At 64.3% G+C, this 15,375-nt stretch carries 18 protein-coding genes and 1 tRNA gene; 9 read left to right on the top strand and 10 right to left on the bottom strand.

The features are described 5' to 3' along the window. The first annotated feature begins 126 nt into the window (after positions 1-126). Positions 127-948 (top strand): zinc ABC transporter ATP-binding protein ZnuC, encoded by an 822-nt coding sequence (gene znuC / locus PCJ49_RS18410; protein ID WP_211098326.1) that lies wholly within the window; start codon positions 127-129, stop codon positions 946-948. Beyond that, on the top strand, positions 941-1,732 hold the full coding sequence (locus PCJ49_RS18405) for an iron chelate uptake ABC transporter family permease subunit (protein ID WP_269912250.1): 792 nt from the start codon (positions 941-943) through the stop codon (positions 1,730-1,732). Before znuC ends, PCJ49_RS18405 begins: the two co-directional genes overlap by 8 nt. Before the next feature lie 10 nt (positions 1,733-1,742). On the opposite strand, the gene PCJ49_RS18400 is transcribed toward PCJ49_RS18405, so the two are convergent. Beyond that, positions 1,743-2,300, bottom strand: a complete 558-nt coding sequence (locus tag PCJ49_RS18400; RefSeq protein WP_269912226.1) for a hypothetical protein — start codon at positions 2,298-2,300, stop codon at positions 1,743-1,745. Positions 2,301-2,446: 146 nt separating this feature from the next. Here PCJ49_RS18400 and PCJ49_RS18395 point away from each other — a divergent pair, with 146 nt between their 5' ends. After that, positions 2,447-3,019, top strand: a complete 573-nt coding sequence (locus PCJ49_RS18395) for a hypothetical protein (RefSeq protein ID WP_269912225.1) — start codon at positions 2,447-2,449, stop codon at positions 3,017-3,019. 76 nt (positions 3,020-3,095) lie between these two features. On the opposite strand, the gene folE is transcribed toward PCJ49_RS18395, so the two are convergent. Further along, positions 3,096-3,713 (bottom strand): GTP cyclohydrolase I FolE, encoded by a 618-nt coding sequence (gene folE / locus PCJ49_RS18390; protein WP_200819808.1) that lies wholly within the window; start codon positions 3,711-3,713, stop codon positions 3,096-3,098. 188 nt (positions 3,714-3,901) lie between these two features. After that, the gene (apaG, locus tag PCJ49_RS18385; protein WP_269912224.1) at positions 3,902-4,294 is read right to left on the bottom strand and encodes a Co2+/Mg2+ efflux protein ApaG; all 393 of its coding nucleotides are present in this window, start codon (positions 4,292-4,294) and stop codon (positions 3,902-3,904) included. Between the two features lie 439 nt (positions 4,295-4,733). On the opposite strand from apaG, the gene PCJ49_RS18380 reads away from it, so the two are divergent. Both PCJ49_RS18380 and PCJ49_RS18375 read left to right on the top strand, forming a co-directional pair. Further along, on the top strand, positions 4,734-5,381 hold the full coding sequence (locus PCJ49_RS18380; RefSeq protein ID WP_269912223.1) for an N-acetyltransferase: 648 nt from the start codon (positions 4,734-4,736) through the stop codon (positions 5,379-5,381). Between the two features lie 73 nt (positions 5,382-5,454). Continuing rightward, a tRNA-Gly gene (locus tag PCJ49_RS18375) sits at positions 5,455-5,528 on the top strand. A gap of 289 nt (positions 5,529-5,817) precedes the next feature. On the opposite strand, the gene dnaA is transcribed toward PCJ49_RS18375, so the two are convergent. From dnaA to PCJ49_RS18340, 7 genes are all read right to left on the bottom strand, one after another. Next, positions 5,818-7,233 (bottom strand): chromosomal replication initiator protein DnaA, encoded by a 1,416-nt coding sequence (gene dnaA, locus PCJ49_RS18370; protein WP_269912222.1) that lies wholly within the window; start codon positions 7,231-7,233, stop codon positions 5,818-5,820. A 729-nt stretch (positions 7,234-7,962) separates the two neighbouring features. Then, positions 7,963-8,226, bottom strand: a complete 264-nt coding sequence (gene rpsT / locus PCJ49_RS18365) for a 30S ribosomal protein S20 (protein WP_269912221.1) — start codon at positions 8,224-8,226, stop codon at positions 7,963-7,965. Positions 8,227-8,512: 286 nt separating this feature from the next. After that, positions 8,513-9,355 carry a bifunctional DNA-formamidopyrimidine glycosylase/DNA-(apurinic or apyrimidinic site) lyase gene (gene mutM, locus PCJ49_RS18360; protein ID WP_269912220.1) on the bottom strand — a complete coding sequence of 281 codons (843 nt, stop codon included), beginning with the start codon at positions 9,353-9,355 and terminating at the stop codon, positions 8,513-8,515. After that, on the bottom strand, positions 9,348-10,622 hold the full coding sequence (aroA, locus tag PCJ49_RS18355; protein ID WP_269912219.1) for a 3-phosphoshikimate 1-carboxyvinyltransferase: 1,275 nt from the start codon (positions 10,620-10,622) through the stop codon (positions 9,348-9,350). The genes mutM and aroA overlap by 8 nt, the downstream gene beginning before the upstream one ends. A gap of 117 nt (positions 10,623-10,739) precedes the next feature. Next, positions 10,740-11,162, bottom strand: a complete 423-nt coding sequence (locus tag PCJ49_RS18350) for a DsrE/DsrF/DrsH-like family protein (RefSeq protein WP_269912218.1) — start codon at positions 11,160-11,162, stop codon at positions 10,740-10,742. 10 nt (positions 11,163-11,172) lie between these two features. Continuing rightward, positions 11,173-11,976 carry a molybdopterin-synthase adenylyltransferase MoeB gene (gene moeB, locus PCJ49_RS18345; RefSeq protein ID WP_269912217.1) on the bottom strand — a complete coding sequence of 268 codons (804 nt, stop codon included), beginning with the start codon at positions 11,974-11,976 and terminating at the stop codon, positions 11,173-11,175. A gap of 35 nt (positions 11,977-12,011) precedes the next feature. Then, positions 12,012-12,806, bottom strand: a complete 795-nt coding sequence (locus PCJ49_RS18340) for a TSUP family transporter (RefSeq protein WP_269912216.1) — start codon at positions 12,804-12,806, stop codon at positions 12,012-12,014. Between the two features lie 277 nt (positions 12,807-13,083). On the opposite strand from PCJ49_RS18340, the gene PCJ49_RS18335 reads away from it, so the two are divergent. From PCJ49_RS18335 to PCJ49_RS18320, 4 genes are read left to right on the top strand one after another with little or no spacing between them, the layout of a single operon-like run. Continuing rightward, entirely contained in the window at positions 13,084-13,569 is a 486-nt protein-coding gene (locus PCJ49_RS18335; RefSeq protein ID WP_269912215.1) for a hypothetical protein, read from the top strand. Beyond that, positions 13,566-14,540 (top strand): RNase adapter RapZ, encoded by a 975-nt coding sequence (rapZ, locus tag PCJ49_RS18330; protein ID WP_269912214.1) that lies wholly within the window; start codon positions 13,566-13,568, stop codon positions 14,538-14,540. Before PCJ49_RS18335 ends, rapZ begins: the two co-directional genes overlap by 4 nt. Further along, positions 14,537-14,941: a PTS sugar transporter subunit IIA gene (locus PCJ49_RS18325; RefSeq protein ID WP_269912213.1), complete on the top strand. Its 405-nt coding sequence runs from the start codon at positions 14,537-14,539 to the stop codon at positions 14,939-14,941. The genes rapZ and PCJ49_RS18325 overlap by 4 nt, the downstream gene beginning before the upstream one ends. A gap of 21 nt (positions 14,942-14,962) precedes the next feature. Next, entirely contained in the window at positions 14,963-15,244 is a 282-nt protein-coding gene (locus PCJ49_RS18320) for an HPr family phosphocarrier protein (RefSeq protein ID WP_269912249.1), read from the top strand. Positions 15,245-15,375: the final 131 nt, after the last annotated feature.

Raw genomic sequence — 15,375 nt, 5'->3', positions numbered from 1 at the left:
CGTAAACCCTGCGTCCGGTGCAAGGCGGCCACCCGCCTGCCCCCTTTCCCCTGCGGCACGCGTCGGCCCATCTGGTCGGTTCCTGCCGCCTGTTCAACCGGAGTAGCGCCCTTGTCTCCCCCGCCCATCCTGCTGCAATGCGATGCGCTGACCGTGCGCCGGGGGGAACGCGCCGTGCTGGACAATGTGTCCCTGACGGTGCGGGCGGGCGAGATCGTCACCCTGATCGGCCCCAACGGGGCCGGCAAGACCACGCTGGTGAAAACCGCGCTGGGGCTGGTGAAGCCCGACCAGGGGACAGTGCGCCAAAGCCCCAATCTGCGCATCGGCTATATGCCGCAACGGCTGGCGGTGGACCCGACCCTGCCCTTGACGGTGCGGCGGTTTCTGGCGCTCTGGTCCAAGGCGGATGCCGACACCATGCGCGCCACCTTGGCAGAGGTCGGGGCCACCCACACGTTCGACCGCGCCATCCAGACCCTGTCCGGCGGGGAGGCACAGCGCGTGCTGCTGGCCCGCGCCCTGCTGCGCCAACCCGACTTGTTGGTGCTGGATGAACCGGTGCAGGCGGTGGATGTGCATGGCCAGATTGAACTGTTTGAGCTGATCGGCGCAATCCGCAACCGGCGCGGCTGTGGCGTGCTGCTGGTCAGCCATGATCTGCATCTGGTGATGGCGCGCACCGATACGGTGATTTGCCTGAACCGGCATGTCTGCTGCCATGGCAAGCCGGAGGATGTGTCGCGCCATCCCGAATATGTCGCCCTGTTCGGCCGCCATGCCGAGGCGCTGGCCGTCTATCAGCACAGCCACGATCATGCCCATGCCGATGATGGCTGTGTGGTGCCGGCGGGGCTGGAACATACGGCCCATGCCGACCATGCCGCATCCTGCGATCATGACCATGGGCATGACCACCATCACCAGGGGGACCACCGGCATGGATGATTTCCTGATCCGCGCCGGGGCCGCCGGTGTCGGGCTGGCGCTGCTGGCCGGCCCTCTGGGCTGTCTGGTGGTCTGGCGCCGCATGGCCTATTTCGGCGATACGCTGGCCCATTCCGCCCTGCTGGGCGTGGCGCTGGGCTTTCTGGCCGGAATCGATCTCAATATCGGCGTCGTTGCTGTCTGCCTTTGCATTGCCGTGGCGCTGACCTTGTTGCAGGAACAAAGGCGGCTGGCGTCCGACACGCTGCTGGGCATCGTCTCCCATTCCACCTTGTCGCTGGGGCTGATCGCGCTGGCGGCGATGCAGACGGTGCGGGTGGATCTGCTGGCCTATCTGTTCGGCGATATATTGGCCGTGACGCCCACCGACCTGATCGCCATCTGGGCCGGCGGGGCCGTGGTGCTGGGCGTGCTGGCGCTGATCTGGCGTCGCCTGCTGGCCCTGACGGTGGATGAGGATCTGGCAAGGGTGGAAGGGGTGCCGGTGCGCTGGATCAGGCTGGCCTTCACCTTGTTGATTGCAACCACCATCGCGCTGGCGATGAAGATTGTCGGCATCCTGCTGGTGACCTCGCTGCTGATCATCCCCGCCGCCACGGCGAGGCGCTTCGCCCGCTCCCCAGAAATGATGGCCGTGCTGGCGGCCCTGGCCGGGGCGGCATCGGTGCTGGGCGGGCTGGCCGCCTCGCTTTATGCCGATCTGCCCAGCGGCCCCGCCATCGTCGTCACCGCCGCCGGCCTGTTCCTGGTGGGGCATCTGCTGCCCGGCGCGCGGCGGGGCTGACCTCCCCCACCTATACCTGCACCTGCCAGACCTCCCGGGCCAGCAGGCGCACACCGGGGGCGATCAGCCGCAGACGTTGCGGCGGAGTACCATCCAGTAATTTGAAATAATGCAAGGTGATGAACAGGCCGGCCGTCCCATCCGCACCCTGGAAGGGCAAAGAAAGCCGCTCCACCCGCACCGTTCCGGCGGATTGTGCCGGCAGGGCAAATTGATCATGCACCAGCACCGGCCCGCGCGCCCTTGCCGGCAGGGTGAAAAAGCCGGTGACCATGGACATCTGGTCCAGCGGATAAAATTCATCCATATAGCGGCCGCCCTGGGTGGCTCCGCTGAACAGGGCCGCCATATTCCCGATGAAATCCAGCTGCAACCGGTCCAACCCGGGCCGGCCGCGCACCAGGCTGAGATGCGGCAGCGCATCCCCCGGCCAATCCAGCAAATCCACCAGCCCCGCATCGGGCATATCCCGTCCCGCCGGGCGCAGGGAAAGCCAGTGACGCAGTGCCAGCCTTTGCGTGGGCACAGCCAGATGGGCAGGGGCAAGCCATTGCGGATCAGCGGGCAAGGGGAAAACATTCCTTGGCAACGGGGCCTTGCTGTTACAACGTCACGGCAGCAGGATGCCGGCCATCGAACAGCCACAGATATCGTCTAAATTATCTTAAATTTGCCCCAACCCCCGCAAGGGAAGTCACCATAGGAACGGAAAAAATGCTGCGACGTCTTTTCATCGCCACCTGTTTGTCTTTTGCTGCCCTGCCCGCCCTGGCCCAGGGCGGCGCGCTGGATCTCTCCATGAAGGACCCGATCACGCTGGATGTCGCCAGCATCGAGGTGGAAAGCGAGTATGTCGCACCGATGAAGGAACCCAATGTTGATCATTTGATCACCATCACGCCATCCGATGCGGTGCGCCTCTGGGCCTCGCAGCGGCTGAAGGCGGGCGGCAGCCAGGGCCGCGCCCGGGTGGTGATCCGCGACGCCTCTGTCCGGGAAAAGGAACTGCCCCGCACCACCGGCATCAAGGGCTGGTTCACCAAGGACCAGTCGGAGGAATATGACGGCCGGCTTCAGGTTGACATCATCGTGGAAGGCTCGGCCCGCGGCTTCTCCGGCAGTGTTTCCGCCACCGTCACCCGCTCCACCAGCGTGCGCGAGGATGTCAGCCTGGCGGAGCGTGACAAGACCATGCTGGCCATGGTGAAGGAAATGGCGGCCGACCTGGACCGCCAGATGGAACCGGCGATCAAGAGCAACCTGTTCCCCGTCGTGATCATCCAATAAGGGAAGAGCGGTTACAGAAAAGGCGGCCCGGTCACCCGGCGCCGCCTTTTAATTTATATGGAGAAAGCTGCCACCCTCACCCTTCCATGGAAGAGCTGGGATTGCCGATCATGGCCAGGAACTCCCGCCGGGTCTTCTCATCCTCGCGGAAGGCGCCCAGCATCCGGCTGGTCACCATGGTCACACCCGGCTTGTGAATGCCCCGGGTCGTCATGCACTGGTGGGTGGCTTCAATCACCACGGCCACGCCCAGCGGTTCCAGTACCTCCTCAATCGTATTGGCGATCTGGGAGGTCATTTTTTCCTGGATCTGCAGGCGCTTAGCATAGACCTCTGCCACGCGGGCCAGCTTGGAGATGCCGACGACGCGGTTGCGCGGCAGATAGGCGATATGGGCCTTGCCGATGATCGGCACCATATGATGTTCGCAATAGCTTTCGATGCGGATGCCCTTCAGCACCACCATCTCATCATAGCCGTCCGTCTCCTCAAAGGTGCGGGCCAACAGGTCGACCGGGTCCACCTGATAGCCGGCAAAGAACTCATCATAGGAGCGGACCACGCGGTCGGGCGTGCCCAGCAGCCCCTCCCGCTCCGGATCGTCACCGGCCCAGCGGATCAGGGTGCGCACCGCCTCTTCCGCCTCGGCCCGCGTCGGCTTGGGCAGGTTGCTGCCGGCACGGCGGCCATGCAGGGGACCGGGAACGACATTGCCGGCGGTTTTGTTCTTCGGTACGGCCACGGGACAGCGCTCCCTTTCAGGTTTTTGACGATCGGCAGGGGGGGGTAAGCCTGCCAGGCTGATATCCAATTGGATGGAAACCGCGGGGTTTCAAGCGGCCAATTGCACGGAACCGTGGAATTGCCACCCACCGCGATAAATTAGTTCAAGCGCCGCTCCTGATGCGTGCTGTCCAGGGAGAAGGCGGGAACCGTCACATCGAACAATTCGCCTGCCGCCGTCTCCATCTGGTAAAAGCCGCGCATGATGCCCGACGGTGTGGGCAGCGGCGTGCCGGAGGAATAGCGGAAACGCCCACCCGGCGGCAGGTGGGGAAATTCCCCCACCACACCCGGCCCCCGTACCTCCTGCGTGCGGCCCAGCGCGTCGGTGATGATCCAATGACGGGTACGCAGCTGCACCGTCTCCGGCCCGGTATTCTCGATCTGGATATGATAGGCCCAGACATAGCGGCCGGCCGCTGGCTGCGACTGGTCGGCCAGGAATTCCGGCTCCACCGTCACGCGGATATGGCGCGTTGTTTCAACGTACAAATCACTCTCCCAACCCAGCGGCGGGGGCTTCCCGCGGGCCGGAACCGGAACGGAACACCGGCCAGCCCTTGAATTTTATCATGGCTTGGCCGGGCCCAGCCCGACCGATGCCGGCCATTTCCGCCAACTATAGGACGGTGCGGCGGCCGAACCAAGCCCGCAGGTCATGGCCCCCATCACACCCTGCCCCTTTTGGTCATGAAATAGCCACTTGCGTGCCGGCGGCAATGGCCTCATATAGCGACCAGTATGCAACTGCTGAAGAGCTGCGCAATGTTGCGCCCCATCACCCTGCGACGACGAAAGAACACGTGCCAGCCTCACGGCCGGCCGGTCTTCCTGCACGGGACCTGATGGCGCTTTTCGCGTCAGGGGGGTCCCGGCCCGATGCTTCATTGTATCGCCCCCTTTATTGCTTATGCCGGGACACCCCAATCGCATGAATATTACGCTTGAGCTGCCGTCCCACGCCGGCGCCATCGAACAGCTTCTCGACAGCAGCTTCGGCCCGAAGCGGCACACCAAGACAGTTTACCGGTTGCGCAAGGGCGTGGCCCCAGTGCCCGATCTCTGCTTCGTCGCCACCGACACGGACAGCGACGGCAACGAAAAACTGATCGGCACGATCCGCTATTGGCCGATCATGCTGGGCGGCAACACGCCGGCCCTGCTGCTGGGTCCCATCGCCATCGATGAAGCCCATCGCAGCGAGGGGCTGGGCGGCAAGATGATCCGGCACAGCCTGGCCAAGGCGGCCGAACAGGGGCACAAGATCGTCATCCTGGTGGGCGATGCGCCCTATTACGTGCGGTTCGGTTTTGCGCGTGATGGCGTGCTGGGCCTGTCCCTGCCCGGCCCGGTTGATCCGGCCCGGTTCCTGGGCCTGGAACTGGTGGAAGGCGCGCTGTCCGGGGTGACCGGAACGGTTGGCCGTGCGGTGCCGGCCAAGGCCCGCTCGGCCAAGCCCGCCCGTCAGGCCGCGGCCGTCACCATGCTGCTGCCGGCTGCCCCGGCAATGGCCGGCGACAGCGATGTTGCTGCCACCAGCATGGTGTCCCGACGTCGCACGCGGCGCGCGGCGCGCTGAAAAAACATCGGGCGGCGATAGCGATTAGGGCCTTGATTATGCATTTGGAAGCCCCTATAAGGGGGCTCCCGGCGCGGGTGTAGCTCAATGGTAGAGCAGAAGCTTCCCAAGCTTACGACGAGGGTTCGATTCCCTTCACCCGCTCCAACGATTTTCAACAAGGCCCGCCCTCTGGCGGGCTTTGTCGTTTTCAGGCTTTGCCCACTCATACTCAGTTGCCTTGATCAGAACCTATAGGTTCTGATCAAGGCCCTCAATCGCCGGCGCCAACATGCCAACGGCTTGGCTTCACGCGGCACGTGCCGCGCGGCGGCGGTCGCCGCCGTACCAAGTTGCGATGCGTTCTGCTCATCGCAACTTGGTATCAGACGCGCAAAGGCCGGGCATAAAAAAAGCCGCCCGGATTGGGGCGGCATTTTTTTAAATGCGACGTGCCTCAGCCTTCCAGCATACGGCGCAGCAGTTCCACATCCTCCGCAAAGGCGGGGTCGGTGCCGCAAAGCTCATCCACCTTGCGCACGGCGTGCATCACGGTGGTGTGGTCGCGGTCGCCGAACTTGCGGCCGATTTCCGGCAGGGAGCGCTGGGTCAGTTGCTTGGCCAGATACATGGCCACCTGACGCGGGCGGGCCACGGCGCGCGCACGGCGCGCGCTGCTCATATCAGCGAGGCGGATGTTGAAATGTTCCGCCACCTTCTTCTGAATCTCTTCGATCGTCACCCGGCGATTGCTGGCGCGCAGCAGATCGTGCAGCACATCCTGCGCCGATTCCAGGGTGATCGCGCGGCCCACCAGTTCGGCATGGGCGACGATGCGGTTCAGGCTGCCTTCCAGCTCGCGCACATTGCTGGTGATCTTGTGGGCGAGGAATTCCAGCACCTTGATCGGGATCTTCGCACCGATCCGATCAGCCTTCTGCTGCAGAATGCCCAGGCGCAGTTCATAGGTGGTGGGGTGGATATCGGCCACCAGCCCCCAGCCCAGGCGGGAACGCAGACGCTCTTCCATCCCCTCCAGGTCCGACGGGCTCTTGTCGGCGCTGATGATGACCTGGCGGTTCTGGTCCACCAGGGCATTGAATGTATGGAAAAACTCTTCCTGCGTACTGTCCTTGCCGCTGATGAACTGCACATCGTCGATCATCAGCACATCCACGGAGCGGAACTGCTCCTTGAATGCCATCGTATCCTTGAAGCGCAGGGCGCGGATGAACTGGTACATGAATTTTTCGGCCGAGAGATAGATCACGCGGCGCGACGGGTCTTTTTTACGAATCGCCCAGGCAATGGCGTGCATCAGGTGGGTCTTACCCAGACCGACGCCGCCATAGAGGAACAGCGGATTGAAGGGCACCGCGTTCGATTCGGCCACCCGGCGGGCGGCAGCGAAGGCCAGCTCGTTCGGCTTGCCAACGACGAAATTCTCGAACGTGAAGCGGGGGTCCAGCGGGGCCGACATCTCGTCGGCCCGTTCATCACCACCGGCCACACTGGCCGGCACCGGTTCAATCACCAGTTCGGCCACCGGCTCCTCGGCGCTGTCGGCCAGCGGGGCGGCGGCGGCAGCGTCATTGACAGCCGGCTCTATCCGGGTCGGGGCCGCGACGACGATTTCAACCGATTGCACACCGGGATTCTCACCCGACCAGAGGGCGCGGATGCGGTCGGCATAATGGGTGCGGATCCAGTCGCGCATGAAGCGCGTCGGGACCAGAATACGGATCTGGCCGCCATCAAGGGTTCCCACCGTCAGCGGCTTCAGCCAGCTGCGATAGGCGGTCTCACCGACCTCATCCTTCAGGCGGCCCCGCACCCGTGCCCACTGTTGATCCAGCGAACTCTGCACCGACATCCGACCAATGCTCCCACCCAAGCCCATATGCCCATGCGGCACCGCCCCATCAGGCCCGATACCGTCATGTCCCCCAACGCGATCCCAACCATTGCCCCGGCCGGAACCGGGCCGCCATTCCCCTGAGCGCCGCCTTCCCTTCACCCTGCACCCGATATGAAGCGGGAGCAACGTGACAAAAGCAGTCTCTCGCACCAAGGGAACACAGCCCCAATGCGCAAAAGAATAGCGACAACGTGCCAGAAGGTGATTGACGTCGGCGGGAAGTTTCAGACCAACAGTCTGAAGATATTCCGCGCCAATGTTCAATGCCGCCCTGGCATAAAAACACGACCTTCCAACCAAGGAACCCATCAGGGTTACCTCTTTCGGACAGGTGGCATGTCAAGTATTTGGCAATGGTCCGGTTAGCCGGACTCTGAACGAATAGGTATCGTTCATTATCGCGTTGCCCCCGACATTTTGCGGCCGGAAGTTCTCCACCCCCATCCGCACCGCATCCATTGTCGCGTTGATTAACGCGTTCACGATGCTAGAGGTGCGGCGGACAAGCCGCAACGGGACTGAAAAGAGAACGGGCAAAAAAGCAAAATTCGTGCGCGAAAGCCCAAGGCGATCAACCACGAATTCAGCTAAAGCCAAGCGCAACCCTGTCCGATAACGCGATATGCAGACAGCACAAGCCGCGCGGTGAAACCACCGCGCGGGTTACGCTACGGCAACAGCCGATCAGCCCAGCGCCTTGATGCGGCTGGACAGACGGGACAGCTTCCGGGAAACGGTGTTCTTGTGCAGAACGCCCTTCGTCGCGCCGCGCATCAGCTCCGGCTGAGCGGACTTGAAAGCCTCAGCGGCGGCGGACTTGTCGCCGGTCGCGATAGCGGTCTCAACCTTCTTCAGGAAGGTACGGATGCGGCTGACGCGGGCGCGGTTGATTTCAGTCCGGCGGGCGGTCTGACGGATGCGCTTCTCAGCGGACTTATGATTGGCCATGGAAAACCTTCACGCGGAACTTGGATGTGCCGTAGGAAGCGGCGCTTATACAGGGGGTCAGGCAACCCGTCAAGCGGGTGAAGACAGGCCGCCCATGCCAAACTTGCTTGACTGGCGGTTGCCGTTACCGAATCCCCGGTAATGTTCGGGAGGCACCCTACTGCAACCGGCAAAGCAGATGCAAGTCATGCCTGTGCATAAGACAGATGTTGTGTCGCGCATGATTGAACGCCGCTGAGTCCCGGTGAAGCGACGATTCAATCATGATTCCAGCCCCCTGCCCGTCCTATCGCTGGCAGCGGGGGCAGAAGAAGGTGGAACGGCCGGATTGCACGATGCGGCGGATGCGGCCTTCCGGCGCGCCATCCTGGCCGCAGGTCACGCACGCCTCATCCTCCCGGCCATAGACACGGAAATTATGCTGGAAATAGCCCAGCTCCCCATCAGACTGCACGAAATCGCGCAAGGTGGAGCCGCCGGCGGCAATCGCCTCCCCCAGCACATCGCGGATGATCGGCACCAGCCGTTCGGAATCGGCCCCGGCCACGCTGTCGGCCAGCCGGGTGGGGGCGATGCCGGCGCGGAACAGGGCCTCGCAGACATAGATATTGCCCAGGCCCGCCACCACGCTCTGATCCAGCAGGGCCGCCTTGATCGGCGTGCGGCGGCCGGCCAGTCGTTCCGACAGGGCGGCCCCATGGAAGCCATTGCCCAGCGGTTCCGGCCCCAGTGCGGCCAGCATCGGGTGGCTGTCCAGCCCGGATTCGTCGAACAGGTCCATGAAGCCGAATCGGCGCACGTCATTATAGGTGACGACCCAGCCATCATCGGTATGGAACACCAGATGGTCATGCGCGGCGGGGGCCCCGGCGGGGCCGGGCTTCACCACCATGCTGCCGGACATGCCCAGATGGATCATCCAGACCAGCCCGCCATCCACGCGGATCAGGATATATTTTGCCCGCCGGTCCAGTGACAGCACCCGCCGCCCCGTCAGCCGGGCGGCGAAATCCGCCGGCAGGGGGAAGCGCAGGTCGGGCCGGTGCTGGTCCACCCGCACCAGCACCCTGCCCTCCAGCTTCAGCGCCAGGCCCCGGCGGACGGTTTCAACCTCGGGTAATTCAGGCATTGCGGTCCACCAACGTCACCCCCAGCGACGCCAGGGCACGCCAATAGCCCGGATAGGTCTTGCCGACGCAGGCCGGGTCCAGAATGGTGATGCCATGCAGCTTCAGCCCGGCCAGCGCAAAGCACATGGCAATGCGATGGTCGGCATAGGTGTGGATTTCCGTGGCCAGCGTCTGGCCGGCCAGGGACGGGTCGGCGGCGACGATCAGGTCATCCCCCTCCTCCCAGGCCAGACCCGGACGGATTCGCGTCAGCTCAGTGGATAGTGCGCGCACCCGGTCGCATTCCTTGACGCGCAGATTGGCGATGCCGACGAACCGCACGGGATTGTTGTTGAAGGCGGCCAGCACGGCCAGCGTCGGGATGGCATCCTGCATCTGCGAGCCATCGATGACAGACGGCATATCGGGGAACTGGGCGATGATCGCCTGGGCCTTGGCATCGGGCTGGGTGAAGGCATCGGCCGGCACACCGAGATCGATTCGCCCGCCGGTCAGCGCTTCCGCCGCCCAGAGATATGTTGCCGCCGAGGCATCGGGCTCGATCACATAATCGGCGGCGCGATATCCGGTGGGCTGTACCCGCCAGGTGGCGGCATCGGGCTGTTCCACGCTGGCGCCAAAGGCCCGCATGGCCGCCACCGTCAGGTCGATATAGCCGCGCGCGCCGATCTCGCTGCCCTTCAGCACAATCTCCACCGGGCCGCTGCTGCAGGCGGCCGCCATCAGGATGGCGCTGACATATTGGCTGGACAGGCCGGCATCAATCTCCACCCGGCCCGGCGGCAAAGCGCCCTTGCCGCGCACGGTGACGGGCGGGCAGCCGCTGGGCGCCTCCAGATCAACCGACAGGGCCCGCAGCGCCGTGACCAGCGGGCCGATGGGGCGCTTGCGCATATGCTCATCCCCATCCACCACCACGGTGCCATCCACACTGGCGACAGCGGCGGTCAGGAAGCGGGTGGCCGTGCCGGCATTACCCAGAAACAGCGGCCCCTGCGGGGCCGTCAGATGGCCGGGGCTGGTGACGATGAAGGTCGTCTCGTCCGGTTCTTCCACCCCGATACCCATCTGGCGCAGGGCATTGGCCATATGCTTGGTGTCGTCGCTTTTCAGCGCGCCGGTCAGGCGGCTGGTGCCACGGGCCAAGGCCGCCAGCAGCAAGGCCCGGTTGGTGATGGATTTCGACCCCGGCGGCGCCACACGCCCCACCAGCGGCCCATTGGGCGGCACAATCGTTACTGCGGCCGTCTCTATATCCTTCGCCATCACCCAAACCCGTTCCTTGAAGCGGCAAAACAGGCCGCGACCCTATCGCGCGAATCGAGACGGGAAAAGGGCTTTGGCCAAAGGGGCGAAATGTGCGGCAAGCAGGGCAGGAAGAGGTCACACATAGATCAGGTGGTGATCGGCAGGCACCGATCCCAGCAGGGTGACCACCCCCGCTGTTTCCACCGACAGGTCTGGGCGGATGGTGACATCCCTTAGGCCCAGTGCCCGCCAACCCATCTCACAGGCCAGGAAACGCACGCCCAGTTCGGCGCAGGCGGTGAGCAACTCCTCTATCGTGGCCACGCCGCGATGGGCCAGCGTGGCGTCGCGTGCCTCCGGGCTGGTGCCATCGTCGGAGAAATCCAGTCGCCGCCAGCCCTTCCCATCCAACAGCGCCGGCAAGGCACGGCCGGTGAAGAACAGCGTCACTGGTCGCCCGGTGGCCGCCGCCGCACTGGCCAGCACCAGGGCATAATGCACACGGTCATAACCGCCGGCCTGAACGATCAGCGCCAGACCTTGCGAACCTTGGGGCATGGGGAAAGCCTCATTTCGGGGAGGGATGGTGCGAAAGATCGCAATAGACCGGATGGTCACCACAGGTGGGGCATTCCGGGTCGCGCCGCACCTTGATGGTACGGAAACTGGTTTCCAGCGCTGAATAAAGCAAGAGCCGACCGGACAGGCTGTCGCCGATACCCAGCAATTCCTTCAGCACCTCCACCGCCTGCAGGCTGCCCAGGCTGCCGGCCAGCGCCCCCAGCACGCCACCTTCTGAGCAGGTGGGCACCGTGCCCGGCGGCGGCGGATCGCGGAAAATGCAGCGATAGCAGGGATGGGCATGGCCCTGGTGGGACTTGAAGGTCGAGAGCTGCCCTTCGAATCGCAGCATGGCAGCACTGACCAGCGTGCGCCCGGCCAGATGGCAGGCATCGTTCAGCAGGAACCGGGTGGCGAAATTATCCGTCCCATCGGCCACCAGATCATAGCGCCCGATCAAATCCAGCACATTGCCAGCATTCAGCCGCAGCCGGTGCGGTTCCACCACCACATCGGGGTTGATGGCGCGGATGCGGGCGGCAGCACTCTCCACCTTTGGCACACCTATGCCGGCCGTATCGTGGATCACCTGCCGCTGCAGGTTGGAGAGATCGACCGCATCATCATCAACAATGCCGATTCGCCCGACCCCGGCGGCCGCCAGATAGAGCAGCAAGGGCGCGCCTAAGCCCCCCGCCCCCACCACCAGCACGGAGGAGGAGAGCAGGCGGGCCTGCCCCACCCCGCCCACCTGGGGCAGCATGATGTGGCGGGCATAGCGTTCGATCTGGCTGTCGGTCAAATCCAGCATGGGGCCTCACGAATTATACCAGCGGTAAAACCGGGTCAGAACAACTGCCGCAACCAAGCATGAAGCGGGTGGTCCGGGTTGGCCACCAGCCGCACCGTCATGCCCAGGCAGACGATGACCAGCAGGGGCCGCACCAGCCGGGCGCCGAATCGCAGGGCGGCGTGGGAGCCCAGGAAAGCCCCCGCCGCCTGCCCCACCGCCATGGACAACCCGACCAGCCAGAGTATCTGGCCCCCCAGCGCGAAGACGGCAAGGCTGACGATATTGCTGGTGAAGTTCAGCAATTTGGTATTGGCCGTGGCCCGGCGCATATTCATGCCCAGCAGGGCGACACAGCCCAGGGCGAAGAAGCTGCCGGTGCCCGGCCCGAAGAAACCATCATAGAAACCAACCGCCAGCCCCACGGTCAGGCTGAAAGCCCGCAGGCTGATGCGGGCTTGCGCCTCCATATCCCCCACACGCGGGCTGAGCAGGAAATAGAGCGCGATAGCCACCAGCAGCAGCGGGATCAGCGCCATCAGGAAGCCGCCGCCGACATGCTGCACCAGCCCGGTGCCCGCCGCCGCCCCCACCAGCACACAGGCCACCGGGAAAGCCATGGCCTTCAGCTCGATCTGGCCGGCCCGCCAGAAGGTAAAGGTGGCCATGGCCGTGCCGAAACTGCCCTGTAACTTATTGGTAGCGAGCGCTGCCGCCGGGGAGATGCCGGCCGACAGCAAGGCGGGGATGGTGATCAACCCGCCGCCGCCGGCAATGGCATCAATGAATCCGGCGGTAAAGGCGGCTGCGACCAGGAAGGCCAGAATGTCGAGGGTGATGAAATCAGGCACGGGACAAGCCATCCGGTCGGGGGAGGTGTATTTTCTATACCGGAGACAAGCATTTTTACGCCAACGATTGTGGGAGCCTTCCCTGCCCTGGCCGCATCGCCCCGGGGCGGCCAGGTTTCCAATTACGCTCGCCCCGGGGCGGCGGCTTTGATAAGAATATCATTCCATTGTACGGGGCGAACGCAACGATGGCGCATCAGCCGGTATGGCGATTGGATGATCGGGGCCGGGACAGCTTATTGTCTCAGGCATCCTTTATACCCATCTATCGCTGACCATGATCCAGATTCACGCAAGCTGTGTAGCGATCGACGGTGCCGGTCTGCTGCTGCGCGGACCGTCGGGCTGCGGCAAATCCGATCTGGCCCTGCGGCTGCTGGATGCCGGTGCGGTGCTGGTGGCCGATGACCGCGTTGATCTGACGCATGGGGCGGATGCGGCCTTGCTGGCCGCCGCCCCGCCAGCACTGGCGGGCCTGCTGGAGGTGCGGGGGCTGGGGGTTCTGGCCGTGCCGCATATGTCCCTTGCACCAATAAGGTTGCTGGTTGATCTGGTCCCGGCGGATCAGGTTCAGCGGCTGCCGCTGCCCCGCCATGCCATGCTGCATGGCGTCCGCCTGCCCTGCCTGTCGCTGGCCCCCTTCCATGCCTCTGCCCCCGCCGCCCTGCGGCTGGCCATGCGCACGCTGGCGGCCGCTGGCCCGCTGGTGCCGGGGGAACCGGCCTGGGCCATGGCCTGCCATGCCACGGGGGTGCGACAATGACGGAGCAGGCGCAAGGGCACAGCTTCAACGCCGATGCCCCGCTGCCGGTGGTGGTGGCCACCGGCATGTCGGGCAGCGGCCTGTCCACCGCCATGAAATGCCTGGAGGATCTGGGATATGAGGCGGTGGATAATCTCCGCCTCTCCCTGCTGGAACCGCTGGTGAGCCAGAGCCATGACCGCCCGCTGGTCATCGGCATTGACAGCCGCACCCGTGATTTCAACGCCCATACCCTGTTGGACCAGATCGCCGCCCTGCGTCAGCGGCCAGACCTGCGGGTGCGGCTGCTGTTCATGGATGCCCATGCCGATGCGCTGCAGCGCCGCTATACGGAGACGCGGCGCCCGCACCCGATGGCACTGGATCGGCCGGTGCTGGATGGCATCGCCCATGAACGGGTGGTGATGCAGCCTTTGCGCGACGCGGCGGATGAGGTGGTGGATACCACCTATTTCTCCATCCACGACACGCGCCGTCATCTGGCTGGCCTGTTCCATCTGGATGAGGGGCCGGCGCTGAAGATTTTCGTCACCAGCTTCTCCTATCGCCAGGGCGTGCCACGCGAATCGGATCTGGTCTTCGATGTGCGCTTTCTGGACAATCCGCATTGGGACCCGCGCCTGCGCCCGCTTTCCGGGCTGGACAGGCCAGTAGCCGATTATGTGGCGCATGATCCGGATTATGTGGATTTCTTCCAGAACCTGACCCGGCTGCTGGAACCGCTGTTGCCGCGCTATGTGCGCGAAGGCAAACATTACCTGACCATTGCCATCGGCTGTACCGGTGGCAAGCACCGGTCGGTCTTCATTGCCCATACGCTCGCCGAATGGCTGAAAGAGCGGGGCTACAAGGTTGGCGAGGCGCACCGCGATCTCGTCCGCAAGGAGGCGGCGCCAGCCGCCCCCCTCACCCAGACGGCGGCCACCGATATCGGTCTGGCTGCCGGCGAATCCCCAAGGGAAAGCAGATGATCGGCTTGGTCCTTGTCACCCACGGCCGTCTGGCCGAGGAATTTATCGCCGCCCTGGAACATGTCGTGGGGCAGCAGGCGCAGGTACGCGCCGTCTGCATTGGCCCGGAAGATGATATGGAACAGCGGCGCAACGACATCCTGGCCAGCGTCGCCGCCTGTGACACCGGTGACGGGGTGGTGGTGCTGACCGACATGTTCGGCGGCACCCCGTCGAACCTGGCCATCTCCATCATGGACCGCGCCAAGGTGGAAGTAATCGCCGGCATGAACCTGCCCATGCTGATCAAGCTGGCGTCGGTCCGCAAAGCCGGTGCAGACTTGAACAAGGCGGTCGCCGATGCCCAGGCAGCCGGCCGCAAATATATCAATGTGGCTTCGGCATTGCTGACCGAAAGCTGAGATGGGAAGAAAAGCTTGAGCCTGCTGCCCCCCGATGCGCTGAAACAGACCGTCACCATCCGCAATCGCCGTGGCCTGCACGCCCGGGCCGCCGCCAAATTCGTACGGCTGGCCGGAGAGTATGACGCACAGGTGGAGGTGGTGCGCGGCGATACGGAGGTCTCCGGCGTCTCCATCATGGGGCTGATGATGCTGGCCGCCAGTATCGACACCCAGATTGAGATTCTGGCCGCCGGGCGGCAGGCGCAGGAAGTGATGGATGCCCTGGTCCAGCTGGTGGCGGACAAGTTCGGCGAGGATTAAGCCGGCCGGCACCGCGCCAGCAGAATCAGGCCCCCAACCCGGTCGCAGAACCGGGAAATATCCCCCAAAACGGAAGGTTATGGTCCGCCGCCTGGGCGTAAGGCCGGCGTTGGACTATAAGCGGGCGATAG

The organism is Niveispirillum sp. BGYR6 (genome assembly GCF_027568365.1).
Lineage (GTDB): Bacteria > Pseudomonadota > Alphaproteobacteria > Azospirillales > Azospirillaceae > Niveispirillum.
Note: the sequence above shows the minus strand (reverse complement) of the source record. Positions and strands in the feature narration are given on the sequence as shown.